Origin of the sequence: Pseudactinotalea sp. Z1748 (assembly GCF_049725185.1) — a bacterium.
In the GTDB taxonomy this organism is placed as follows: domain Bacteria; phylum Actinomycetota; class Actinomycetes; order Actinomycetales; family Beutenbergiaceae; genus CALKWS01.
Window position 1 is genome coordinate 437,345 of record NZ_JBMPQB010000001.1, and the last position, 25,060, is coordinate 462,404.

At 60.5% G+C, this 25,060-nt stretch carries 16 protein-coding genes and 2 pseudogenes; 11 read left to right on the forward strand and 7 right to left on the reverse strand.

Annotation, left to right across the window (positions count from 1 at the left end):
* Positions 1-45: 45 nt before the first annotated feature.
* Together ACO0LU_RS02100 and ACO0LU_RS02105 are read right to left on the reverse strand one after the other, a co-directional pair.
* Complete coding sequence (locus ACO0LU_RS02100; protein ID WP_424789771.1) at positions 46-1,575, reverse strand: DUF222 domain-containing protein; 1,530 nt, start codon at positions 1,573-1,575, stop codon at positions 46-48.
* A 322-nt stretch (positions 1,576-1,897) separates the two neighbouring features.
* A complete protein-coding gene (locus tag ACO0LU_RS02105) occupies positions 1,898-3,646 on the reverse strand; it encodes a PucR family transcriptional regulator (RefSeq protein ID WP_424789772.1) in 1,749 nt (582 codons plus the stop codon).
* An 80-nt stretch (positions 3,647-3,726) separates the two neighbouring features.
* Here ACO0LU_RS02105 and ACO0LU_RS02110 point away from each other — a divergent pair, with 80 nt between their 5' ends.
* The 7 genes from ACO0LU_RS02110 (at position 3,727) to ACO0LU_RS02140 (ending at position 14,956) form a co-directional block, all read left to right on the forward strand.
* Positions 3,727-5,259: a CoA-acylating methylmalonate-semialdehyde dehydrogenase gene (locus ACO0LU_RS02110; RefSeq protein WP_424789773.1), complete on the forward strand. Its 1,533-nt coding sequence runs from the start codon at positions 3,727-3,729 to the stop codon at positions 5,257-5,259.
* Positions 5,260-5,272: 13 nt separating this feature from the next.
* Positions 5,273-6,655 (forward strand): aspartate aminotransferase family protein, encoded by a 1,383-nt coding sequence (locus ACO0LU_RS02115; RefSeq protein ID WP_424789774.1) that lies wholly within the window; start codon positions 5,273-5,275, stop codon positions 6,653-6,655.
* Positions 6,656-6,882: 227 nt separating this feature from the next.
* On the forward strand, positions 6,883-8,712 hold the full coding sequence (locus ACO0LU_RS02120) for a polysaccharide biosynthesis protein (RefSeq protein ID WP_424789775.1): 1,830 nt from the start codon (positions 6,883-6,885) through the stop codon (positions 8,710-8,712).
* A gap of 144 nt (positions 8,713-8,856) precedes the next feature.
* Positions 8,857-9,498 (forward strand): acetyltransferase, encoded by a 642-nt coding sequence (locus tag ACO0LU_RS02125; protein ID WP_424789776.1) that lies wholly within the window; start codon positions 8,857-8,859, stop codon positions 9,496-9,498.
* 342 nt (positions 9,499-9,840) lie between these two features.
* Positions 9,841-11,763, forward strand: coding sequence for a bi-domain-containing oxidoreductase (locus ACO0LU_RS02130; RefSeq protein ID WP_424789777.1), 1,923 nt, complete (start codon positions 9,841-9,843; stop codon positions 11,761-11,763).
* A gap of 1,109 nt (positions 11,764-12,872) precedes the next feature.
* Positions 12,873-13,772 (forward strand): heparinase II/III domain-containing protein, encoded by a 900-nt coding sequence (locus ACO0LU_RS02135; RefSeq protein ID WP_424790180.1) that lies wholly within the window; start codon positions 12,873-12,875, stop codon positions 13,770-13,772.
* Positions 13,769-14,956, forward strand: a complete 1,188-nt coding sequence (locus tag ACO0LU_RS02140; protein WP_424789778.1) for a glycosyltransferase family 4 protein — start codon at positions 13,769-13,771, stop codon at positions 14,954-14,956. Before ACO0LU_RS02135 ends, ACO0LU_RS02140 begins: the two co-directional genes overlap by 4 nt.
* Before the next feature lie 33 nt (positions 14,957-14,989).
* Here the strand turns inward: ACO0LU_RS02140 and ACO0LU_RS02145 are convergent, their stop codons facing one another.
* The 3 genes from ACO0LU_RS02145 to ACO0LU_RS02155 form a co-directional block, all read right to left on the reverse strand.
* Positions 14,990-15,625: a sugar transferase gene (locus tag ACO0LU_RS02145; RefSeq protein WP_424789779.1), complete on the reverse strand. Its 636-nt coding sequence runs from the start codon at positions 15,623-15,625 to the stop codon at positions 14,990-14,992.
* Positions 15,626-15,644: 19 nt separating this feature from the next.
* On the reverse strand, positions 15,645-16,796 hold the full coding sequence (locus tag ACO0LU_RS02150) for a DegT/DnrJ/EryC1/StrS family aminotransferase (RefSeq protein ID WP_424789780.1): 1,152 nt from the start codon (positions 16,794-16,796) through the stop codon (positions 15,645-15,647).
* Positions 16,797-17,167: 371 nt separating this feature from the next.
* Positions 17,168-18,361, reverse strand: a complete 1,194-nt coding sequence (locus ACO0LU_RS02155; protein ID WP_424789781.1) for a lipopolysaccharide biosynthesis protein — start codon at positions 18,359-18,361, stop codon at positions 17,168-17,170.
* Between the two features lie 1,584 nt (positions 18,362-19,945).
* On the opposite strand from ACO0LU_RS02155, the pseudogene ACO0LU_RS02160 reads away from it, so the two are divergent.
* Positions 19,946-20,547 (forward strand): annotated as a pseudogene (locus ACO0LU_RS02160) (IS1634 family transposase); the annotation flags it as partial.
* 1 nt (position 20,548) lies between these two features.
* On the opposite strand, the pseudogene ACO0LU_RS02165 reads toward ACO0LU_RS02160, so the two are convergent.
* Positions 20,549-20,792, reverse strand: a pseudogene (locus ACO0LU_RS02165) (transposase); the annotation flags it as partial.
* Positions 20,793-20,806: 14 nt separating this feature from the next.
* Here ACO0LU_RS02165 and ACO0LU_RS02170 point away from each other — a divergent pair.
* From ACO0LU_RS02170 to ACO0LU_RS02180, 3 genes are all read left to right on the forward strand, one after another.
* Complete coding sequence (locus tag ACO0LU_RS02170; protein ID WP_424790181.1) at positions 20,807-21,133, forward strand: transposase; 327 nt, start codon at positions 20,807-20,809, stop codon at positions 21,131-21,133.
* Positions 21,134-21,176: 43 nt separating this feature from the next.
* Positions 21,177-21,338, forward strand: coding sequence for a hypothetical protein (locus ACO0LU_RS02175; RefSeq protein WP_424789782.1), 162 nt, complete (start codon positions 21,177-21,179; stop codon positions 21,336-21,338).
* 823 nt (positions 21,339-22,161) lie between these two features.
* Positions 22,162-22,836, forward strand: a complete 675-nt coding sequence (locus tag ACO0LU_RS02180) for a glycosyltransferase family 4 protein (protein WP_424790182.1) — start codon at positions 22,162-22,164, stop codon at positions 22,834-22,836.
* Positions 22,837-23,055: 219 nt separating this feature from the next.
* On the opposite strand, the gene ACO0LU_RS02185 is transcribed toward ACO0LU_RS02180, so the two are convergent.
* Positions 23,056-24,846, reverse strand: coding sequence for an asparagine synthase-related protein (locus ACO0LU_RS02185; protein ID WP_424789783.1), 1,791 nt, complete (start codon positions 24,844-24,846; stop codon positions 23,056-23,058).
* Positions 24,847-25,060: the final 214 nt, after the last annotated feature.

The window sequence follows — 25,060 nt, forward strand, 5'->3', positions numbered from 1 at the left end:
TAGGCGCGTGGGCGCGACCCACTGCCGCTACTGCCCCCGCTGCCGCTATTGGCGCATGGTGAAACTGTATGCCCCGGTGGATGTTCGGCGCTGATGGTACTGATGGTCGTGCGCCATTCGGTGGTGGCGGTGGCATAGGGGTACCGCGTTGTCGAGGTCGGTGGGTCCGCCGTCTTCCCAGGGAGTCCCGTGGTGCAACTCGCACCAGGAGTAGGGCCGGGCGCATCCATCGGCCGCGCAGGTGGTGTGTCGAACCGTCAGGGCGGCGCGTTGGGCTTCGGTGAAGAGTCGTTTGCTGCGCCCCAGGTCGAGTGGGATCGACTTTCCGTTCAGGACTGTTGGGATGAGGCCGGAGTTGCAGGCGAGCTGGCGGGCCTGGGCGGCGGAGATCTTTTCTCCGGTGTCCAACCCGGCTGCTGCGAGTCGTCCGCGGAGTACGTCCTCATCGAGGGTGACCACGATCGTGGCTGCGGTTTTGGGGCTGAGGTGGTCGGTGGGTAGGTGTTCGATGAGTTCGGCCAGGGCCAGGCCGTGCGTGTTGGCCCAGTCGGTGCGCCGCCCTTGGGCTACTCGGGCGGGGTTGGGCAGCCCGGACAGGTCCTCTATCGAACTGTCGGTCGCACCCGTGCCGCGGCGTGCCTCTGCACCCAGTCCTGTGCCCGGTCCGGGGACCGGCTGCGAGGCCGGACCCGCGCGGGTGCCTGCTGCGGTGGGACCGGGGCCTTTGCTGGTGGCGTCATCGGCACCAAAGAGCGCGTCCTCATCCGCACCGGTGTTGTCGAAGGCCTGACGGCCCGCGCCGGCGTTACCGAAGGCCCCGCCACCTCTGCCTGCGTTGCCGGTGCTGTCGTCGCTGCTGTTGCCTGCGGGACCGTTGGTGCGGCGGGGTGCGGTCATGGTGTGGATGATTTTGCGCAGCAGGTGGCCGTGGAAGACCGGGAGGGTGAAGTGTCCGGTGACGGTGCCGTCGTGGTTGTCCCGCAGGGTCAGGCGCGTCTGTGCCCGGGCGCGGGCTTCTTCATCGGCGATTTGGCCCTCTTCGTGAGCGTCGACGGTTTCGCGGTCCCTCTTCAGCGCCTCCAGTTGCCGCCGGGCGCGTTGGCGCAGCGCTGAGGGGGGTATCTGCTTGGCCTTGTCGACCAGGTCCGCTTCGACCCGGTTCCGCTCCGCGGCGGTGAGGCCTTCGGGGAGTTTCTCTTCGGCGCCCACGATGATCTCGGCATGCTCGGCAGAGATATCGCCTCCATCCAGGGCCCGCTGGGTGGGGAGACGATCGGTGAGCCGGGTGGCGAGTTTGGTCTCTCGGCTGGTCTCGCGTCCGTCGTCGTTGGTGTGCTTGGCCGCCCACGAGGCGGTATCGGCATGACCGGATCTCTGGGCGGTCCTGGCCTGATCGGCGGCGGCGAGGACTTTGAGCTTGTAGGCCCGCACCCGCGACTCGATCCGCTTCAGATCCACCAGCAACTGTCCTTGCCCTGCAGCGTTCAACCCACGTGGGTCCAACCCCACCAACCCATCCAGCGCGGCATAGACCTCCTGGGTGGGGGAGATGTGCGGTAGCGGGTGGACTGCCATAAACCCACACTACCTAGAACAGACGTTCGAGTCAATGGTTCGAACCAAACTCTTTCACATTGCACACGTTCGATCCGATGCATGGTCAGATTCGATGAAGCCATGCTCGTTCGTTGTGTTCCGGACCGGTCGAAGCCAGGCCCGACGACGACGGCGGTGCTGCGCGCAGCAATGGTTGCGCCGACGCGGTCGTGCGAAGGACAGCGGTTCGCCCGCCCGATCGGTCGCGTGATCGAGGGCCTTCGCATCAGCCGGTCCGGGGTCAGCGGGCCGGCTAGGGACGCCCCGAAGAGTTGTGGACATGCAGTGGGCGCTCGGCCGTTCAGGTCGCCGACCGCACCTCCTTGGCCAGCAGCGCCACATGCAGGGCGGTGCGGGTCTCGGCATCGGCCAGGTCCACCCCGAGGATGCGCTCGATCCTGCGCAGCCGGGCGTACAGGGCCTGACGGCTCAGGTGCAGGACGCGGGCCAGGGGAGCGATGGCCCCGCCGGCTTCCAGGTAGCGGTGCAGCACGGTGACCAGGCCGGTGCCGTGCTGGTCGTCGTGGATGAGCAGTGGGGCGAGTTGGCGCTCGGCGAAGGCGGTGAGGCGTTCGTCGCCACCGAGGGACATCAGCAGCCCGCGGATTCCGATATCGGTGATGCGGTGATAGGTCTTGCGGTGCTCGGCCGGGATCAGCGCGGCGGCGCGGGCGATGTAGCCGGCTTCGGTCAGGTCCGCCCCGGCCTGGGAGATGCTGTGCCGCTCCGGCGTGACGCCTATCACCGCGCCCTGCCGGACGCCGCCCGGGCTGGCCGCGGTACGCCCCAGCGCTGCCGCGAACGTCTCCAGCGCCGCCTCCGGGGTCGCCCTTCCCGGTAGCGCTACCAACACCCCGACGAGGTCTTCGTCCAGGGGGCTGACCAAGGCGGATAACTGCGCCTGGGCGGTAGCGCGCGAGACCGCCTCGGCCAGGGCCTGCTCCGACCGCGGGCCGGCGAGCGGGTCGGTGCGGTGGTCGCTCAGTGGGACGCCGCCGTGATCGCTGAGCGCGTCCGCACCCGGTGAGTCCGCGCCGGCGCGACTGCCTGAGGCCGCTCCTGCCCCGGCCGCCCCCGCCCCGGCACCAGCACCGCCGTCGTCGTCCCGTCCCCGCGCCACGCACAGCGCCAGGTAACGCTGCGCCCGCACCAGGCCGAACGCCTCGGCGGCCGCACGCACGTCCTCATCGGGCGCGCGGGCACCGGTGTCGGCGAACCCGGCCAGGAAGCGCGCCAACGCCCGGGAGCGCAGCGAGGCCGCATCGCGTTCCATCAACCGCGCCACCGCCAACGCCTGCGCGGCCCGCTCCACCAGCATCCGCGCCGCCGACGGGGGCACCACCGGCGTGCCCACCAGCACCAGCCGCCCCCAGTCGCCCTGGGTGCCACCCACCCCGGTCATCAACCAGCCGTGCTCGGGCACCTCGTGGGTGCCCGGCACCTGGTCCACCAGCCGGGAGCGGGCCGACCAGTCGGTCAGCACCTGCGCGTCGGCCCGGGTGTAGGCGATCACCTCATGGGCCAGGTTCTCCAGCACCACCGCAGTGCCGGCCATCTGCGCGGTGCGCTCGATGATCTCCTGGGCATCGGCACCGGCGACGGCCACCTGGGTGAAGACCTCGTGCACCTGCCGGGTGAAGGTGAGCAGTTCGTGCTGATCGTCCACGATCCGGGCATGCACCGCCTCGGTGATGGTGACGAACTTGACCGTGCGGTGCAGCGCCACCACCGGCAGCGCCGCCGCACCGGCCTCATCGACCATCACCTGAGGTACCGAGGCGAAGCGCCGTCCCAGTTCCACCACCAGCGCGGCCGCCCCGGCCGTGACCAGCCCGCGGATGTACTCGCGCTGGCGCGCCGGGTCATCGGGCAGGGCCACCAGGGTGGTGAGCAGCAACTCCCCGCCGGTGAGCAACGCCGCCGGGTCATCGCCTTCGAACACGTGCACCCACCGCACCGGCCGGTCCAACTGGTCCGCACCGGTGAGCAGCCGGGGGATCCCGGTCTGCACGGCGGGGGAGTCCAGCACCTGACGCACCGTGATCGACATTGACACAGTGTATGAAACTCGCCTACTGAACGAACAGTGTGTACCTACCGCCGGCGTGGGTTCTGGCGGAGACTGGCACCATGACCACCACTGACACCGCCACTGCCGCCTCCAGGACCGCCAACACACCCGTCTCCCACTGGGTGAACGGTCGGCCCTACGCCGGCAACACCGAGCGCAGCGCCGAGGTGTTCAACCCCGCCACCGGTCAGGTCTCCTCCCGCGTGTCCCTGGCCGCCGCAGAGGACGTCGACCAGGCCGTTGCCGCCGCCAGGGCCGCCTTCCCTGCCTGGCGCCACACCTCCCTGGCCAAGCGCACCGCCATCCTGTTTACCTTCCGGGAACTGTTGAACGCCCGCAAGCACGAACTGGCCGAGATCGTCACCGCCGAGCACGGCAAGGTGCTCTCCGATGCGTTGGGGGAGATCACCCGTGGCCAGGAGGTGGTGGAGTTCGCTTGCGGCATCGCCGATCTGGTCAAGGGCCAGATGACCGAGAACGCCTCCACCAACGTGGACGTGTACTCGGTCAACCAGCCCCTGGGCCCGGTGGCGATCATCTCCCCGTTCAACTTCCCCGCCATGGTGCCGATGTGGTTCTTCCCCCTCGCCCTGGCCACCGGCAACACCGTGGTGCTCAAGCCCAGCGAGAAGGACCCCAGCGCCTCGTTGTGGCTGGCCGAGCTGCTCGCCGAAGCGGGCCTGCCCGAGGGGGTCTTCAACGTGGTCCAGGGCGACAAGGTCGCCGTGGACTCCCTGCTCACCCACACCGACATCAAGGCCGTCTCCTTCGTCGGCTCCACCCCGATCGCCCGGCACGTCTACGAAACCGCCACCGCGGCAGGCAAGCGCGTGCAGGCCCTGGGCGGGGCGAAGAACCACATGCTGGTGCTGCCCGACGCCGACCTGGACCTGGCCGCGGACGCCGCGGTCAACGCCGGCTTCGGTTCCGCCGGGGAGCGCTGCATGGCCATCTCCGCCCTGGTCGCCGTCGGCCCGGTAGCCGATGAACTGGTCGCCAAGATCACCGAACGGATGAACAACCTCACCGTGGGCGATGGGCGGCGCAACTGCGACATGGGCCCCCTGGTCACCAAGGACCACCGCGACAAGGTCGCTTCCTACATCGACGCCGGCGAGCGTGACGGGGCGGTGGTGGTGGCCGATGGGCGCACCGTGAACCCCGACGGCGATGAGGCCGGCTTCTGGCTCGGCCCCACCTTGCTGGACCAGGTCACCCCGGGCATGAGCGTGTACACCGATGAGATCTTCGGCCCGGTGCTCTCGGTGCTGCGTGCCGACACCTACGAGGAGGGCCTGGAGTTGATCAACTCCAACCCCTACGGCAACGGCACCGCCATCTTCACCAACGACGGCGGCGCGGCGCGGCGGTTCCGCAACGAGGTGCAGGTCGGCATGGTCGGGGTGAACGTGCCGATCCCGGTGCCGGTGGCTTACTACTCCTTCGGCGGCTGGAAGGCCTCCCTCTTCGGTGACGCCCACGCCTACGGGCATCATGGGGTCAGTTTCTACACCCGCACCAAGGTGGTCACCGAACGCTGGCTGGACCCCAGCCACGGCGGGATCAACCTGGGCTTCCCCCAGAACGACTGAGACGAGGGCACCCATGACCACCACTGAGACCGCAACCAGCGCAGACACCAACGCTGAGGCCCAGCGCACCTATGACCTGGACCGGGCGCACGTGTTCCACTCCTGGTCCGCACAGGGCGCCCTGGACCCGATGGTGATCACCCGGGCGCAGGGCTCCTACGTGTGGGATGAGGCGGGGAAGAAGTACCTGGACTTCTCCTCCCAACTGGTCAACACCAACATCGGCCACCAGCACCCGGCCGTGGTGCAGGCGATCAAGGACCAGGCGGACAAGATCTGCACCATCTCCCCCGCCCACGCCAACGACGCCCGCTCCGAGGCCGCCCGCCTCATCGCCGAGCGCGCCCCGGAGGGGCTGGAGAAGGTGTTCTTCACCTCCGGCGGGGCCGAGGCGGTGGAGAACGCGGTGCGGATGGCCCGCCTGCACACCGGGCGGAACAAGGTGTTGTCCACCTACCGCAGCTACCACGGCGCCACGACGGCGGCGATCAACCTCACCGGTGACCCACGCCGCTGGGCGAACGAGTTCGGCAACGCCGGGTACGTGCACTTCTTCGGCCCGTTCCTGTACCGCTCCCCGTTCCACTCCGAAACGCAAGAGCAGGAGACCGAGCGAGCCCTGGCGCACCTGGAGCAGACCATCGCGTTCGAGGGCCCGGGCACCATCGCCGCGATCATCCTGGAGACCGTGCCCGGCACCGCCGGCATCATGCCCCCACCCCCGGGCTACCTGGCCGGGGTGCGCGAGTTGTGCGACCGGCACGGCATCGTCTACATCGCCGATGAGGTGATGAGCGGGTTCGGCCGCACGGGTGCGTGGTTCGCCTTCGAGCACTACGACGTGGTGCCGGATCTGATCACCTTCGCCAAGGGCGTCAACTCCGGTTACGTGCCCCTGGGCGGTGTGGTGATCAACAACGAGATCGCCGCCACCTTCGATGAGCGTGCCTACCCCGGCGGGCTGACCTACTCCGGCCACCCGCTCGCCTGCGCCGCGGCAGTCGGGGCGATCACCGCCATGACCGACGAGGGCGTGATCGACAACGCCGCCACCCTGGGTGAGCAGGTGATCGGGCCGCGCCTGGCGAAGATGGCCGAGAACCACCCGGTGATCGGTGAGGTGCGCGGCCTGGGGATGTTCTGGGCCCTGGACCTGGTGGTCGACCGCGACACCCGCGAGCCGCTGGCCCCCTACGGCGGCACCAGCGAGGCGATGGGTGAACTCATCGGCGCGGTGAAGAAGGCCGGCCTGCTGGTGTTCAGCAACTACCACCGCATCCACGTGGTGCCCCCGTGCACCGTGACCGAGGCGGAGTTGACGCAGGGCCTGGACATCCTCGATGAGGTGCTGCATGTCGCCGATGCGCACACCACCGCGGGTTCCAACAAGCGGTAAAGCGAACGACGACGACGCCCGGCGGTGGGTGCAGAACTCACCGCCGGGCGCCGTGCATCCTGGCGAGGTGCTCACCACCGGTGGTTCAGACACCCCAACCCGGGAGGAGATTAACCGCATCAGCGCTTCCTGCCGTATGTCAGGGCAACAAGGTAACCTCATGGGTGGACTTGTCAGGACCCCGAGCGCATGACTGGGGGCGGTCACGTGGGAGGCACTCGGAAGTGATGGGCGACAACGGAAGTGTCGCCGTCAAGCGAAGCCTGTTGGTGCTTTGGGACGGCTTGGCGTGGGTCTTTGCCATCGCCTTCGTGGTCCTGACCCGGTATGAGTTCTACCTTAACGAAGCACAGTGGACCTCGATCTTCATCTACACGGTGCTGGCCTGCGTGCTGCAGACCATCGTGGGTGCCCTACTGAAGTTGTACCGGGGTAAGTACCGGGTGGGCACCGTCGAAGAGAGTTTCGGCTTGGTGCTGTCCATTGCGTTCGTCGCCCTGCTGTTGGCGGTGGCGTTCCTGGGGATCCCGCAATTGGACCCGTTCCCGCGAGGGGTGGCCTTCCTCGCGCCACCGTTAGCACTGCTCGTTGCCGCCGCCGGGCGGCTGGTGTACCGCACGTGGTCCACTTCCAGGCGTACTCGTGCCAACGACGCCGAGAAGGTGCTGATCTATGGCGCCGGAGACGCTGGATATCAGTTGCTGCGGCTAATCCAGGGCGACACCAATTCACCGTACCGCGTGGTTGGTTTCATTGACGATGACCGTAGCAAGCGAAATCTCAGCCTCCTGGGCGTTCCAGTCGTTGGCGGGTGGGAGAGCATCTCGCAGCAAGGCCAGAAGCTTGATGCCTCGGCGGTCATCCTGGCAATTTCGGCTGCTGACCGGGAGATGATCCGCAAGACCGCCGACGCCGTTGAGGCTGCCGGAATGAACTTTCTCCTGCTGCCCCCGGTTGGTCAAATGCTTGGTGGGCACGTACGCCTCAGCGACGTCAAAGAAGTGGATATCGCTGACATCCTTGGCAGACGCCAGATCGAGACCAGCATCGAATCGATCGCTGGGTATCTCACCGGCAAGCGCGTGCTCGTGACCGGTGCCGGCGGTTCGATCGGTTCCGAGCTGGCCGAGCAGGTGCACAAGTTCGGCCCGGAGGAACTGATCCTGCTCGATCGCGATGAGTCTGCGCTCCACGGTGTGCAGTTGGCGATCTACGGCCGGGCCCTGCTCGACTCCCCGGACCTTGTGCTGGCCAGTATTCGCGATCAGGACGCGCTGCGGCGAGCCTTCGAGGAGCACCACCCCCAGGTGGTGTTCCACGCCGCGGCGCTGAAGCACTTACCTATGCTCGAGCAGTATCCAGATGAGGCGTGGAAAACCAACGTTCTCGGAACGAAGAACCTGCTCGAACTGTCCGCGGAGTTCGGTGTGGAAAGATTCGTCAATATCTCCACGGACAAGGCAGCGAACCCCACCAGCGTTCTGGGTAAGACCAAACTGCAGGCGGAGCAACTCACCGCCTGGTATGGCGAACGCAGCATCGGAACCTACCTATCAGTCCGGTTCGGGAATGTGCTTGGTTCCCGTGGCTCGATGCTCCTCACCTTCCAAGAGCAGATCGTGCAAGGTGGTCCGGTAACGGTCACCCACCCTGAGGTGACCCGGTACTTCATGACGATCCCTGAAGCGAGCGAACTAGTAATCCAAGCAGCCGCGATCGGCGAAAGCGGAGAGGTGCTCGTCCTCGATATGGGAGAGCCAGTGCGAATCCTCGACATTGCACGGCGCCTCATCACGCACTCGGGTCAGGACATCGAGATCGTGTTTACGGGCCTTCGCCCGAACGAGAAACTAAACGAAGATCTCTTCAGTAACAGCGAGCAAGGCGTCCATCGCCATCACCCACTCATCTCTCATGTTGAGGCGGAGCCTCTCGATCCGGATGCGCTCGAATCCCGTGCCCCTGAGGCGACTATCGGACCATCCAAGTCGAGCATCAGCACCTCAGTTGAGAGCCATTGCATCAGTTCTTCGACGAAAAAACTAATCCGTGACTGAGCCGTTCACCTCCCTGAGGTCGAGATACCTAGCCACCGACTTGTCCTCGCTCTACACCGCCGTTAAGACCGCGACCGGCCTAGGGTGCGCAAGACTTGGGCTCCTGCGGGAAGCGTCGAGTTCGGTCAGATTTTGGAGCCAGTAATGCGAAACCTAGTTATTGTCGGCTGCGGTGGCTTCGGCCGCGAAGTCGTAAATATCGTCGATGCGATTAATAGGTCGGCAGGTCAGCCTGTATGGAACATCATGGGCTTTCTTGACGACGAACCTTCTCAATCCAACCAGGCTGCGATCGAACGACTTGGCTTGCCCCATCTCGGTCGCATTGAAGATTCACGGCCAAAGTTTAGTCCCCATGATTATTTTATAATCGCAATGGGCGACCCCTCCGTCCGACGCTTGGTCGAGCAGCGGTTGATGACGGATGATCGAGCCGCAACTCTTATTGATCCACGAGCGTCGCTCGGTCGGGACGTGAGGATATCTGCCGGCACGGTCGTGGGCGCAGGTGCGCACCTCACTACGAATATCTCAGTGGGGAGGCATGTCCATATCGACCGTGGTGTACAAGTCGGTCACGACTGCGTGATCGAGGACTTCGTCACGATCCATCCTGCCGCCACGATCTCCGGCGGGTGCCGACTCGAGCAAGGCGCGAGGATAGGAACGACATCTACTGTTCTCCCCCAACTAAGAGTTGGAGGCCATGCATTTATTGGTGCTGCCTCGTGCGTAACGCGCGATGTACCTTCCAACGGATTGGTGAAGGGTGTCCCTGCACGATGATCCATTGAGGCGAGGGACGGGTCTTGGTGAGTGCCAGTGAGTTATCGACAGCATCTACACCCCTTGCGGCTCAATTCACTACGTAGCCAAGAAATGAGCCGGTACAGCGTTCGGCGACGGTAAGAAGACTTCGGAGGTTCTAGAATGAAGCAAGTAGTTCAATCCATCGGTGACGGTAGTCTTCGGGTACTTGACCTTCCGGCACCGACGATCGGGCCGACGGAGGTTCTAGTAGCGACCACGCGGTCCCTGCTGTCAACGGGTACCGAGAACGCTGTGCGTGAACTCGCGAGTTCGAGTTTGATGGATAAGGCACGTGCACGGCCCGACTTAGTTCGGCAGGTGATCAAGAAGGCCCGTTCCGAGGGGCTCCGGCAGACAGCGCAGGCCGTCCGGACAAGACTTGACGAAGACATGCCCCTCGGATACAGCGCGGTAGGGACTGTCCGGGAAGTTGGTGAGGCAGTTCCCGGGTTACGCCCCGGCATCCGTGTCGCGACGGCATCAGCTGGACATGCCGAGATGCAGGCAGTGCCGGGCCTGCTGGCTATCCCCGTGCCGGACGGTGTATCGGATGAGAGCGCCGCTTTCGGGGCTGTGGCAGCGATTGCCTTACAAGGGTTAAGACAATCTGATGTTGACGCAGGTGGCACTGTCGCCGTTGTCGGCCTTGGTCTGGTGGGCCAATTGACGGCTAGGCTCGCGCTCGCCTCGGGCTTGGAAGTAATCGGTATAGATCTTCGAGACTGGACGGCAGAGATGGTTGCCACCGCCGGAGGTATCGGGCTCTTGGAACGTGGGACTGAGACGACCGAAGCCGTCGTTGCTAGGACGCGAGGCCGAGGAGTGGACGCAGTTGTGATTACTGCCTCTACGAAGTCGTCGGACCCTGTGATGCTTGCGTGCGAGCGGGTACGCGATCGCGGGACCGTCGTAGTCGTCGGGGATGTTGGTCTCGAACTCGCCCGCACCCCGTTCTACATGAAGGAGATCAACCTGCGGTTCGCCCGATCCTATGGTCCTGGCCGTTATGAGCGCACCTATGAGGAGTACGCTGTTGACTACCCGATCGGTCACGTGCGGTGGACTGAGGCGCGCAATATCGAAGCATATTTGGACCTCGTTGCTCGCGGCAAAATGAGGGTCGACGACCTCGTCACGCACACCTTCGGCATTGATGAGGCGGAGAAAGCGTACCGAACCATAGATGTTGATATGCGGGCACTGGCGGTCCAATTCACTTACGAAACCGGTGCCTTGTCAACTTCCACGATCGAGTTGCGTACTCCAGCACGCGGGAGCCGCGCCGCAGGTGTCATTGGTGCCGGAAACTACGCCAAAATGACGTTCCTTCCCGCGATGAAGGAAGCCGGCTTCAGCGACCTCACTGCCGTCACCTCGAGTCATGGACTGACGGCTAGGCACCTGGCAGAGCGCCATGAGATTGACATAGTGACTGCCAATGCCGATTCTCTCATTCAATTGGATGCAGTTGATACAGTCTTTGTGCTCAGCCGGCATGATTCTCATGCTGAACTCGCGGTCAAATCCCTAGAGGCAGGTAAGCATGTCTTCGTTGAGAAGCCGCTTGCACTCAGTGCAGTCGAACTTGAGACGGTCATTGGAGCGCTCGATCGATCAGATCGCCACCTTTGGACGGGCTTCAACCGTCGACATAGTGAGTGCGTAGTCAAGACGAAGGCACTCGTCGGAGTCGAGGGAGGACCGTTGGTCGCGACCTATCGAGTAAGCGCCGGCCGATTAACTGAGAATCACTGGTACAAGGATCGCCGACAGGGCGGGCGCCTCTTGGGTGAAGTTTGCCATTTTATTGACCTCGCTAATTGGATAATTGATGCCCGCCCAGTTCGGGTATTTGCTGCGGGGTCGGGAACGGGGGAGACGACCCTGCAGGAGGACCTCTCGGTCACAGTTCAGTATGCGGATGGGTCGATTTCGACGGTGACCTACGCGGAGAATGGTCATGATTCGGCCTCCAAGGAGAGACTCGAAATTCTCGGACGTGGACACTCCGTTATGATTGATGATTTCCAGCGGCTCAATCTTGATGGGAAGAACATTAAACTGTCTGCGCCGGGCAAGGGGCACGTTCAGAACTTGCAGGCGTTCCGGAGGGCCATCACGAGCGGCCACCGTGGCCGGGACCTTGAAGCGTCGATCCTCTCCACACGTTGCGCGCTTGCAGCGGTCCAATCCCTACGGACAGGCAGGGCTATTGAGGTCCAGGTTCAGGAGTTCGCGTGACCGGTCCTTGGGGGCTGCGGTTGAATAAGGTACGCCGGGATCTCGTTGCGCTTGGGCCGATGGCTCCGGTGCGGGCGACGTACGAGGTCGTCAAGCGCACCGGTGTTCACGGCGCGGTGCTACGAAGATTTGTGGCTCGCGCGCGCCCGCGGCCATTGACGGTGGTCCCAGCCTTCGCTGCGCCAGTTGAGTTGCCGCGAGAAGCCATCGCTCGTTGCCTGGAAGATGCTGAACTAATCCTTGAGCGGGGGCACAGAGCATTCGGCGAGCGGCTCCCGGTCACAGGACCAGACGATTGGAATCAACTTCCCGACGGGAGCCGCTGGCCACCCGGTGATTTCTGGTGGAAGATCGATATCCGCACTGACGAACGCCTCGGCGACGTTAAGTGGACCTGGGAACTTGGTCGCCACCGGGACCTTGTTATTCTAGCTCGGGCGGGGCACCTCGACCCAACTGGCCCGTGGCTTAACGCGCTGGAATTGCGGCTCCAATGGTGGTTCCGAGCCTCACCATCTGAAGTAGGAATCCATTGGTATTCGAATCTTGAGATCGCGCTACGCGTAATCGCATGGATTCAGATATATGCGCTTATCCACCCGCACTTGACGCGCGCGCTAAAAACCATGATGACTAACCAAGTCGCCCAAGCGCAACGCCACCTACTCTTTGACTTCCCGTACACGGCCAGCAGTATGCGGAATAACCATCTACTTGGAGATGCTCTTGGGATCATCGCTATCGATCGCTTCACTGGTGGCGATGGCACTAACCGCGCAGTCAGGCTCGCTGAATCGTTTTTCGCCAATCAGTTGCGTCGGCACATGCACTCCGACGGATCTATGATCGAGGACTCGCTTTCCTACCACCGATTTGTCATGGAAATGCTTGCGGTCAAAGTACTGCTCGGGGACAGCACTTCGCAGTCAGTGACTGCCTTGGGTACTTCAGCGCAGCACCTTGTGCGGCTTGGTGCGTTTGATGGCGAACTACCTCAATGGGGTGACTGGGATGAGGGTCGGGTCCTCGCATCTTCTGGCAACGCCCTTGATATATGCGGCAGTGTTGCACTTGCGCTCGCACTTACCGAAGCCGGAACGACGCCTGGTATGAGGGAGAACTATGACGAGGTCGCATGGTATGCGCGAGGCAATAATCTATCCGATAACGAACCAGGTCACCTTACGGGCTGGACTCGCCCGAGCGGCGGGATTGCCACGGTAGCGAAAGGTTCATGGCGTCTCTGGTTCAAGTCGCGGTTGAGCGAATCTCATCAGCATGCTGACCTGACACACGTTTCCATCCGATACCGGGACGACTGGCTGGCTGTCGATCCCGGAACCGGTACATACAATGGTCCTCTGGAAATCCGCAACAGTTTCCGGACGTCAGGAGCCCACAACGGCCTCCGCGTGGGGGATGCTCATATCCTCACACCTCACAGAGCATTCCGTTGGCTCGGTCAACCCAGATCCGCCGATACTGCGACCTTTACCGCTGAAGGTTTGACAGTATTGTTCGCGGCACACGATGCGTTCGTAACTGAGCACGACACCCGCGTAGCACGGGCAGTTGTGGTTTCCCGCTCCGGAATTGTCTGTATCGACTGGCTGGAACGCTCAGCAGATTCCACACTCACGGTTGCCTTGGCTCCTCAGATAACGCTCGAAGGGACGACAGTTCGGCTGTCGGATGCCACCGAGATAGTGGCATTTGGTCTGAGCGCTGCCGAGGTAAATGCTGGTTCTACATGCCCATTCAGAGGATGGTATAGCCCTACATATGGCAGGTGGGAGCCCGCACAGTGGCTCACAGTCCGTAACACCGCGAAGCAGACGACAGCTTGGGGATTCTATGAGCATGGCTCAGCGCTACCAGTCTGTGAGAGAGGTGCATGGACTGTAGGCTCAGTAAGGTTCTCGGTAGATTTTCGTAGCAAGGGGGTCGAATTGTCTATCCTCGTGGGCGGAGTAGAGCACCTGATGAATGCGAGGATGTACTCATCGTGACAAAGTCCGTCTTAGTAGTGAACCACTTTGCTGTCCCGCGAGGGAGGCCCGGCGGTACTCGCCACGTTGAGTTGTTCGAGCGACTCGGGGGCTGGCGATACATGATTATTGCGAGTGAACTCAACCACCTCACTGGTGAGCGACAAGAGGCGAAACCAGGGTTTCGACCGGTCAAGGTCGCCGCGTACAGCTCGAACGGCTGGCGCCGCGTCTTAAACTGGATCAGTTACGCTTGGTCGGCGTTCTGGGTGGGAGTGCGGCAACGGCGCATCGATGTCGTCTACGCATCGTCCCCCCACCTCTTTGCTGCCTTTGCGGGGTGGGCTATCGCCTTTGTCAGACGGAAACCGTTAGTGCTGGAGGTACGGGACCTCTGGCCGAAAGTGCTCGCCGACATGCAACAACTCTCGGTGGGTTCCCCTCTCTATATAGCACTCACGGCTCTGGAAGAGTTCCTCTACCGGCGGGCGAAAGCGATCGTGGTGATGGCGGATGGTTCCCGCACCGAGCTGCTCGCGAGAGGCGTACCTTGGTCCAAAATATCGTATATTCCGAACGGTGCTGACCCTGCTGACTTCGTACCGTCGGATACACGTGAGAACCTGCGTGCGAGATACAACTTCGATCGGTTCACGGCCGTGTACGCAGGAGCTCACGGGCCCGCAAACGGGTTAGACCTTCTGCTAAGGGCCGCGGCAAAGGTTCAAGACCTCCCGTTAGAAATTGTTCTGATTGGCGGGGGCGTCGCAAAGAGCGCCCTGCAGGTCCAGGCTGCTGAACTTGCGTTAACCAATGTGACGTTCAGAAACCCGGTTCCTAAGGAAGAGGTTCCCGACCTCCTTGCCGCTGCTGATCTCGGGCTCCACGTGTTGGCCGACGTGGAACTGTTTCGGACCTCAGTCAGCCCTAACAAACTATTCGACTATATGGCGGCAGGTCTACCTGTCCTGACAAATTGCCCCGGTTTAGTGTCAGAACTCGTGATGGAGAGCGGTGGAGGTTTGACGACATCTCCCCAAAATATTGCCAACGGCATACGGCAGGCGATCGCTTCTAATGAATTAGAAGAGTACGGCAGCAATGGTCGTGAGTGGATTTTGAGGAACCAATCGCGGCGGGCTATGTCGCGAAGGCTCGCAGATTTGCTGCGACGGGTTAGTGAGGGTATCAGCGCCGGCGATTAGTGTGTGCCGGCATCGCTGGATACCGTAAAGTTCTCAGGCTTCGTTCGACTGCTCCCCGAACGGAGCCATTGTCGCATGACCCTGATGGGTAATGCCGTCGCGACCGATTACCGCACGCACAGTTGACAATAGGATGCGCGCATCTAGTCGAAGGTTCCGATGGTCAATGTACTGCAAGTCGTAGCCGAACTTTTCCTCCCAGGTGAGGGCATTCCGCCCGCTCACCTGGGCGAGTCCCGTGATACCTGGGCGAACTTCATGACGCCTGGCTTGTTGGGGGGTGTAGCGGTCAAGATACTCCATCAACAGCGGTCGGGGACCTACAAGACTCATGTGACCACAAAGAACGTTCCATAGCGTGGGAAGTTCATCCAGGCTCAGGGTACGCAGTCGACGGCCGAGCGGCGTGAGCCGCTCTGCGTCGGTCAGCCACCCCCTCGCCTCGTCAACAGGTCGCATCGATCGAAACTTTAGCATCACGAAGGGAACGCCGTGCCGGCCTGGACGTTTCTGGCGGAATAACACAGGTCGGCCAAGATGCCGCGCAACTAGTATTGCGATGACGAGTTGAATCGGTGCGGTCATGATGAGCAAGAGAGCCGCACCAACAACGTCGGCTGCCCGCTTGACCGGGTCATAGTGGCATCGCTGGCCGCGAGATTGCTCCATTCGCTCAAATACCCCCAACTCATCTGTAAGTATGCAGATGATCGTGTAAGACGTTGAGAATGCGATCAAACTGCTGTTCGGAGAGGGCAGACCCGCTGGGCAAGGATACTCCGGTCTCAAAAAACTGCTCACTGGTGCCATCTGTGTAATGCTTAGCGCCAGAAAACACCGGTTGAAGGTGCATTGGCTTCCACAGTGGTCGCGCTTCTATCCTGCTTGCGGCCAGGTGGTCCATGAGACTCCGCGATGACCAGCCTGCGACTTGATCCTGCACGAGAATCGACGTGAGCCAGTAGTTGTCGCGGGTGCTGTCCGTTCCTTCGGCTCCGTCTGGCGCACCAAACACCGTCACTCCCGGAATTGCGTCGAAGACCTCACGGTACGCTAGGCGATGCTGGCGGCGACGCTCGATCATCCCATCAAGTCGCACTAGTTGTGCCCGGCCGATCGCGGCCAGGACATTGGATAGTCGGTAGTTGTACCCGACGTCTGTGTGTTCGTAATGCCGAACCGGCTGTCGGGCCTGTGTGGCCAGATAGCGCGTGCGTTCCGCGATACTGGCGTCGTCGGTGACCAGCATGCCGCCACCAGATGTCGTCATTACCTTGTTGCCATTGAATGACAGGATCGCTGCATTACCGAAACCCCCGGCCGGCGTACCGTTCCGTCGCGCACCCAGGGACTCTGCGACATCGGAAATGACTGGCACACCGGCCTCCGCGGCGATCGGCTCGATGTTCTCGTAGTCAGCAACTTTACCGAGTAGGTCCACGGGCAATATCGCACCGATGGTCGCACCACGCCGACGCAGGTCCTCCATCGCTTGCTGAAGCAACTCTACGTTGATGTTCCCGTCTGCGCCGCTGTCGACGAACACGGGCTCCGCCCCAGTGTACGTGATCGCGTTAGCGGTTGCCGCGAAGGTCATTGTGGATGTGAGCACAACCTGCCCTGCCTTCACGCCGTGATTGAGCAGCGCCATGTGCAGTGCGGCTGTACCGGACGACAACGCCACGGCGTTGTCGCGACCGGTGTATTCGGCGATCTCCCGTTCGAAGGCATCGACCTCTGGACCGAGTGGTGCCACCCAGCCGCTTCGAAGTGCGCGAAGGGCCGCATCTTCCTCCGCTCTACCTACGTCCGGAGGGGAAAGGAATATGGGGGTGCTCATCACTTGAAACTACCGGGGTAGGGGCATCTTGCTGGCCGACCGAGAGCAGTTCGTCCGCTTAGGTGGTCATAGGCCATGACACATCTTGCTTTGCGTTGTTCATTCGAAACCATGGTTGTAGAGCGAAAGAGAGACAAGTCGCCTGTCCGCGACCACAGCGCGGAATGCGCATTGTCATGAAGCGTCGGTTGCACCCTATGACCCGCCAACTCAACTAGCAACTCCAGTCGTGCAGACCGCGTGATCGTGTTGGGCATGGTGTGCGTCCTCCAGTGAGCGCGCGGAATCGTTCTAGATCGCTAGCGCACCTCCCAGCGCCCAGTTGCGGCGAACTTTAATGACCATTTCTTGCAAAACTCTATGACTTGATACTACCAGCCGATTTGACGGCGGTGCGCCAGAAGGAGCACGACAAGCTCAATAACTTTCCCCGCAATTATTCCGAAGCTGAGGAGCCAGATCTCCTGGGTGAGTGCGCAGACTGCGACCAAGGCTAGGCGCATGGGCGCAGTCCCTAATCTTATTATCGACAGGTCTCGAGCCTTGTCGTTTGCATAGTATGAGGCGGCATATAGTTGGGAGGCTGCGTCGAAACCAACGGCCACAATGAGACCGACGAAAAGAGGCCCGGATCTAGCATACTCCGGTCCGAGTAAGAACGGGCCGATTAAGCCAGAAAGGGGCGATAGAAATAGGAAAGTTAAAACCAACCAAAAAACAATCCGCCGCCCCTGCAAGAATACCAAGCGCTGATGCTGCGAGTCCTTTGCGGCGGATAGTTCGGGTGTAATTATTGCTAGAATCGAAGCGGCAGCAATATTCAGCGGGTTGCTTAACCGGCTGGCGCCAGCGAACAGGCCCGACATGGTTGCGCTCGAAACGAGGCCTACTATCGGTATATCCAGTTGCTGCAAAGATATGAGGCTAGTCGACGCCCAGTAACCATAAGAGGATCGCATCGTTGCTAGAATTGGCCAGAAGCCCCGTAATGATCCGCGTACTGAAATATACGACAGGAGTGCAATCCCAACTAGACCGACAGCGTAGCCGCCTGCCGGGTTGATATCCAGCCATATTGCCAGTCCTAGTCCCGAACCGGAAAGCACGGGGCGTAGAATCTCGAGTTGATTTGCTCGACGTCGCTGCTGAATGCCAAGGAGAATATTCTGGATAAATGATCTAATTCCTTCTGCCGCGACGTAAGCAGCTCCTGCTAATGCCATTGATTGAGTGATGCCTACCACCGTAGTACTTATGATCGCTAATAGGGTGGCTATAACAATCGCGGTGAGGGATCGAATAACCAGTAACGTGTTTGCGATCCCGGGTGTCGAATCTGAGGCTAGTAGCCTTAGCGCACGAGCGCGTGTGCCGAAGCCGAGCAGAGTGATAAGCACACCGCCTATGGCGGTCATGACTGCGAATGTACCGAAAGCGCTCGGTCCTAGAGCGCGTGCAAGTACTATTAGCACTATCGCTTGCAACCCTGCAGCCACTACGCGAGCGGAGAAGTATGCGGTTATGCGCCTATACAACGAGTCTCCTCGGTCTATGTAGTGGGCCAATGCTGAGGACGGGAACTCTTCGCCTTGCTTGCCGTATGGTGGTGTGCGTCTAAGACGTATTGCAATACGATTAATAGAGGAACTGTGCGACCAAGGCCAACGAAGAATCCGGTCGGTTCAAGGAAAACAGTCACGGTCATCACCATGCATGTGAGAGCAGCGTGCTGGGCATGAGGGTGCCATTGGATGATGCCTATAATCGCTGCCACTATTAGCGTGAACGAGGCAACCAACGCTCCAATAACGCCAACGATACCGGCGTTTACTGCGAACGTTAAAAGCGGTGTGTGTGCATTAGCACCAGCCCGCGCAATGGCTGTGTTGGGATCCGGGCCGAAAAGGGGTGCTGTTAGGAAAGCCTCTAAGGCGGCCATATTGCGTTCCGAGCGTCCTGAAGACCCTGAACCCATAGCCATGATTCGTGTGGTGAGGTAACTTTCACGCTGCGTATATAGAACTGTTCCCGCTAATGTAAGAATCGCCCCGACCAGAGTCGGTTTCCTGTGGAAGGTACGAACTGTCCAGACAAGGAAAACTAAGACGATCGCAAGGAACCCCCCGCGACCGGCGCTTAGAATTAGGCCGGTCAAGCACACGACTGTCCCGATCGCTCGTAGGACAAGGCTAGTGGCTCCAGAGTTTCGTATCCATAATTGCGGCAATATGTATAAGAGCGTACCGATCGCTAGCAAGGGTGAGGCCAACGTGCGTCGAATATTGAAGCCGGAGAAGTCGTTCCCCCAGGTGCTTGGGACTCCTAGATATGGTAATCCGGCCCACTGGAGAATGATGTCTAGCCCACTCCAGGTAATGCCGAGGGTAATCCCAATCAGCAGGGGCGTGTGTAGGTGGCGCCGCTTGGCTACAAGTAGCGCTATGAGCACGGAGGCGAAGCCTACCGCTCCTGTCGTGAAGAGTTCGTTGTGTCCACTAGTTGCGCCAGACACCATGGTGACGACGCCGACCGCCATGAGCAAGGCGGTGACAGTGGTTACTAGCCAATGTGGTCGCTGACTCTTGAGTGTCCGTAGCACCAGAACGGTAGTGAGGCTGTACGTGACGAAGTCCAGGCTAAGTGTCGAGGCGAGGGCGATGTAGTCGATTGGCAGGAGGATACCGACAAGCAGGGCGAGCTGGTGTGTTCGCAGCGAGAAGCCGATCGCTAAGGCTACTGGCAGAATCCAGAGGTCCACGCTCAACGGAGAAGCCTAACGGTTACTGATTCGCGCGTTTCGAAGCGACAGTCGGAAGCCGTTGATCCGAGGAAGGAGACCCATGAGTCGGTCGTCGTCTTGTCGGGAGTCGGTTTGGGGTACCGGGAGACTCGCTTCGGGATCACTGTTCGCTCCATTCTTCATGCTCAAGGTATCAGCGAATGCCACACCGAATTCGCACCCGGTGGCGAATCGTAGACGATGTGAAATCGCGCCGTAGTGGTTCGTAAGACCTTGCGGTGTTAGTCATTCTCTTCCCTCCTGAGTTTGGTCACCGCATCGCGTTCCGGGGAGTGGCGGCTCGCTGACCTGGACTGATAGGTGCTCGGGTGGCGCTCTGAGGCACAATTGGCGCTCTACGGTGGGGTGCGTGGCGTGGATTTGGCGGGTTCGGACGGCCTCGGGGCGACGGCGGTGCAGATTGCAGAGTCCGTCAAGGACCGTCGGCGGATCATCGCCCACCTCGGGTCGGCGCATATCGAGGCTGAGCTTGGGCTGCTCTTCGAGCGGGCGCGGGAGTTGCTGGAGGACCCGGGGCAGGGCGGGTTCGACCTCGGTGTGGAGCCCGCGGCCCACAGGACGACGTTGATCGGCCAGCTGGGGGTGCCGATGCTCTTCGACGAGCCGGGCTCCCAGGTAGGTGAGCGGGGGCTGGTCGCACCGCCCCGGGTGGTGGGGACTTCCTCGTGGATGCTCTACGACGCGCTGACCGCGGTGTTCACCGATCTGGGGTTCGACGCCCTGGGTGACGCGGTGTTCCGGGATCTGGTGATCGCCCGGATCGTGGAGCCGACCTCGATCCTGGACACCGCCCGGGTGTTGAGCGACCTCGGCGCCAGGCCGGCGAGTTGGAAGACGATGCGCCGCACCCTGACCCGGGCCGCGGTCGGCGAGGGGCCCGGCGCGTACCGAGACAAGGTTGCCGCGTTGTGCTTCGACCACGCGGTGACCAGTGGTGATGTCTCGCTCTGCGGTAGGAGTCAGCGACCACGGTGATCAGCGCGGATTCGGCACGGCCACTCGGGAAAGTAGGTGTCCGATCTGAACTTGGGGATGGCCATGTCGATGGTCCCCACCCGGGTATCGAGGGGCCGATGCCGGTAGCCGTTGCGCTGGGCCGTGCGCTCGGGGCTCGGCCGGCGCTACTCGGCACCGACCACCGCATCGGCGTCGGCCGACAGCAAAGCGTTGATCACTGTCTGCAGCAGTGATCGCATTTACCAACAATCTGATGACCCTGGCCAGCAACTCCGACCGCTTCCTCCGCGCCGCGGTGAAGACCTCACTACGCGACCTCGCGCGACGCTGGAAAGCGCTCGATGAAGAGATCAAGGGCCTAAACCAGCAGCTCGAAACTGTCGTCAGCACTACCGCACAAGACCTCGTCGTACTTCACGGCGTCGGTGTCGAGATCGCCGGCCAATTCCTCGGCACCGCAGGCGACAAGGCCGAACGCATCCGCAACGAGTCCGCCTTCGTCAAACTCTGCGGCGTTGCACCGCAACCAGCCAGCAGCGGTCGCACCACAGGCCGCCACCGAACTCAGCCGCGGCGGTGACCGAGCCGCCAACAGCGCGCTCTACATCGTCACCATCGTGCGGATGAGGCACCACCAACCAACCCGCGACTACGTCGAGCGTCGCACCGCCGAAGGACTGAGCAAACGCGAAATCATCCGCTGCCTCAAACGCTACATCGCCCGCGAGATCTACAAGAACCTGCCTAGACAGACATCCCCCACCCCCACCGTGGCCGCCGAATAACTCTACGTCAGGGCGCGCTCCAAAAACAAGCCCCGCCGGCAGGCGCTACACCGCTGGCTGGAGCACTAGAAGTATTATCGACCGCACAGCTCACTCGGAGGCCGACCACCCATCAGCCGCTGCCCCGTCCCCGATGTCACCAACCCCCCGGCGTAGAACAACTGGAGCTATGAATATGGCGAAAATTCATGGGCCCAGTTGGCACAGAACTGCGCTGAAAGCTCTTTGTGCGTAAGTTGATAGAATAGGCGCAGATACCAGAGATCGCATGCAGACATTCAAGTCATAACGAAACCTGAAACCCGTATCGGTGTAGCAATACGCCGGCCCATCAATGGAGCCTCTAATGCACCATAGTATCAAAGCTTTGTTCGTAGTCCAACCGGCTCTCACTCACTACAGAGAGCCCCTGCTCCGCACCCTGCTCGAGTCGAAAGACGTCGAGTATGTGCCCTTAGCAATATTGCCCGATACCGGCGAGGGCGACGACAGTATCCACCCTGCGAGTCCAGCACTTCAAGAGAGGACCGTAATACTGAGGCAGCGCCGTTTGGGTAGACTTACATGGGAGGCAGGACTGCTTTCCCAGATAAACCGCTCGGAAGCAGACGTATTCATTCTCGAAGGCCGTGTTTACTCAGTTAGCACTTGGATCGCCAGCCTTCTTATCCGAATGCGAAGCCGCAAACTAATCTTGTGGAGCCACGGATGGCGAGTCCCAGAATATGGCCTAAAACGCACCATCAGGCGGACCTTCTTCAAACTAGCCGACGCGTTAGCACTTTACAGCGATCGTGGAAGACATGTCGCTGTGGCACATGGAATGCCTTTAGCGCGTCTACACGCCGTATACAATAGTCTCTACGAGAAGTCGTGGTTGACTACCCTTAACCCGGCCCTTACAACACCTGTCGCTTTCTGTGATAGGCCGGTCTCGCTAATCGCTTCATGCCGGCTTACCGAACGACATAATGTTGCCGCTCTGATCGACGCCCTGATGACCCTTGCTGGGCGCGGCCTAAAGTTGCATACTACTATTGTAGGTGATGGTTCTGAGCGAAAGGATCTTATCCAAACTGTTCGAAACCACGATCTTCCAGTCGAGTTCGTAGGCCAAGAATATGATCGGAACGTCCTACGTGCCCTGTATGCCCAGGCAGATATAGCGGTATCTCCTGGCGCACACGGATTAAATGTTGTTCAGGGACTTTCATTCGGGCTTCCAGTTATCGGTCCACACAATGACCGTAACTCTGGCCCAGAGTCCGAAGCGCTTGTTCATGGACATACTGGCCTCACTTATGATATCTCTAGCACCAATGGCCTCGCCGACTCAATTGAAGTACTCGCACATGATAGCAATCTTCGGGCTAAACTAGGCCAACAAGGTTATGAACTGGCGCTGGAACGGTACACAGCGGAGTCCCACGCATCTAAGTTTGACACGATAGTTCACAAGGTTTACTGCGGACATGATGAATGCGTCGCTGAATCATGAAACGGCTAGCGTCGTCAGTGCTGACTAGGAGGCGCGCGGTCTGGTGATACGAATCCCTGACGCCCCTACCTTGAACCGAAAGTAGTTTCAGCGTTAGGTATTAACAATCTACCGACAGTGCTGAACGCTCCGCTGCACAGCACCGCTCCGCTCATCCATTTGCGCCCACCATCCCTTCGCTCGGATCCAGATCGACAGTTCAAGCAGACGTCCGCAGCCTCACCCCTCCGCAAAGAAGGTAGCGACCTGTAACGCGTTCAACTTCTGGTGCACTGAAAGCGATCGATCATTCAGAAGGTCACCCCCTTCGTCTTCAGAACTCACAATTGGTAGGAACTTGTATCCTTTAGACGCCTGCAGTACAGCCGCTTTCCATCTCTCGCTACGCATTACACCATGCCAGTTCGACCAGGATGCGACGGCCGAATTTCGCAGCCCATATCGCAATGCCGCCCGCATTGCTCCATCGCACATCCATCTTGGTAGCGATACGATGGCGTTGAATGGAGACAAGCGGTAGGGATAGTAGCCCGAAGCGTGAGGAATCCACTTACTAGGCTCCAAAAACTCACGGAATGCTTCGTGAAATAGCCGTCTACCCATCTTCCAGCTCGTAGGCACGCTCGCGCTTAGACGCAGTACCTCATGGGATATGAAGGGTTCAATGGATCTAAATAGGCGTCGGTTACTGTGGAACTGTCCGCTCGTAGCCCGCATCGAAGCTGGCCAAAGCATAAACCATTCGTGGCAGGAATCGGTTCGAAATTCGAGTACACGGTTCATGTGATCCACTCGACGTTGGCGTACCTCCGCGAGGCGTTCCTGGCTGAAAAGTTCGTGGATGATCGGGCTAGTCCGCGTTTCGCCCGCCAGCAAACGGTGAGGATAGACGGGGAATCCGTATGGGCCCGTCGTCTGTCTAGCGTACATCGCCTTCAGGAACGCATCGGCCGACCAACCACCGAATATCGCCCCATACGACTCCAATTTCGGGTCTGTTTGTATTCCATACGAATGCGCCTGTATAAACTGCGAAACGCTTCCTACGTTCGCAGTGGCACCACTTAAGTGCTGTATGTAATGCTGGGGATGTCGTTTGATCACCTGGTGCTCTAAGCCGTAAGCTTGAGCCACTTTAGTTGCGATTTGGCTCTCGCGGTTCGGCGTGTCGACGTAGGTCAATGCAACCGGGTTCTTATCTCCGAATGATGTCAGCAACCCGGCAAGCACCCTTGAATCTTCCCCACCGCTTAGGAACTGTGCTGTATTTGTTTCTGTTTGCACCGCTGCCCGAAGAAAACGGAGAGTCCCTTCCCGCAGAGATTGCGCCGCCTCAGCAACGTCTGAGTATGGATTGCGAGCCATAGGAAGCCAATAGTGTTTACTCGATATGCGCCGTACATTATTCAAATCGATAGTGGTAATGCTCCCGGGCGGCACTTGCTGTATGTCCTCATAGAGGGTGTATGGATAGGTTACTATTCCATGCAATATAAAGTCTGCAATAGAAGTGCGATCGCGGGATACAGAAGATTTAGCATTCGCGGCCGCATCGACATGTGTTGAGACTACGAGTTGGTCCGAGTAGTTCGATACGTAGACAGGTATAAACGCTAATGGGTCTGTAGCGATGGTCAAGGTCATCTTCCTCGGATCAATAATCAGGATCGCGAAAGGACCGCTTAAGGTACTCATCCATCGGCTTGCGCCACTCAGGACTCCCTGTGCTATCGCCGCTATATCTGTTTTGGTTACTAACCCCTCAGTCCCATTCGTTCGATAGCTGACTGGCGTCCCAATCAATATGACCAGATGGTTGCGCGTACTTAGCGTATTGCATTTTGTCGCCTCAACCGAGATCGCTAGGCTGCCCCAATCTCCTGCGAGTTCATGAAACACTGAAGGTCTCTGGCGAAGCGCGCTTGCTAAGGAGTCGGTCATGCTGCGTGATTCACTGTTGGAATTGGTGTATAGAAAGTCCATATGATTTTTCTTGTTGGAGTCCAACACTCGGTCGCACCTGACGGCTTATGTCCTGCTTACACACGATGATGTCAGTCCAGCATTAAACTGCAACTACCTGTGTACCCCTAACTATTCGTTGGCGCAAATCTCTTTGGGTTAGTAAATTGCTTGGGCGCTTTAGGGCTGCTGGCGATGCGCCCTAAGTGGTACGACGTGGCGTTAGGATGCGCTTGAACATGAATGGGTAAGCACCACACCC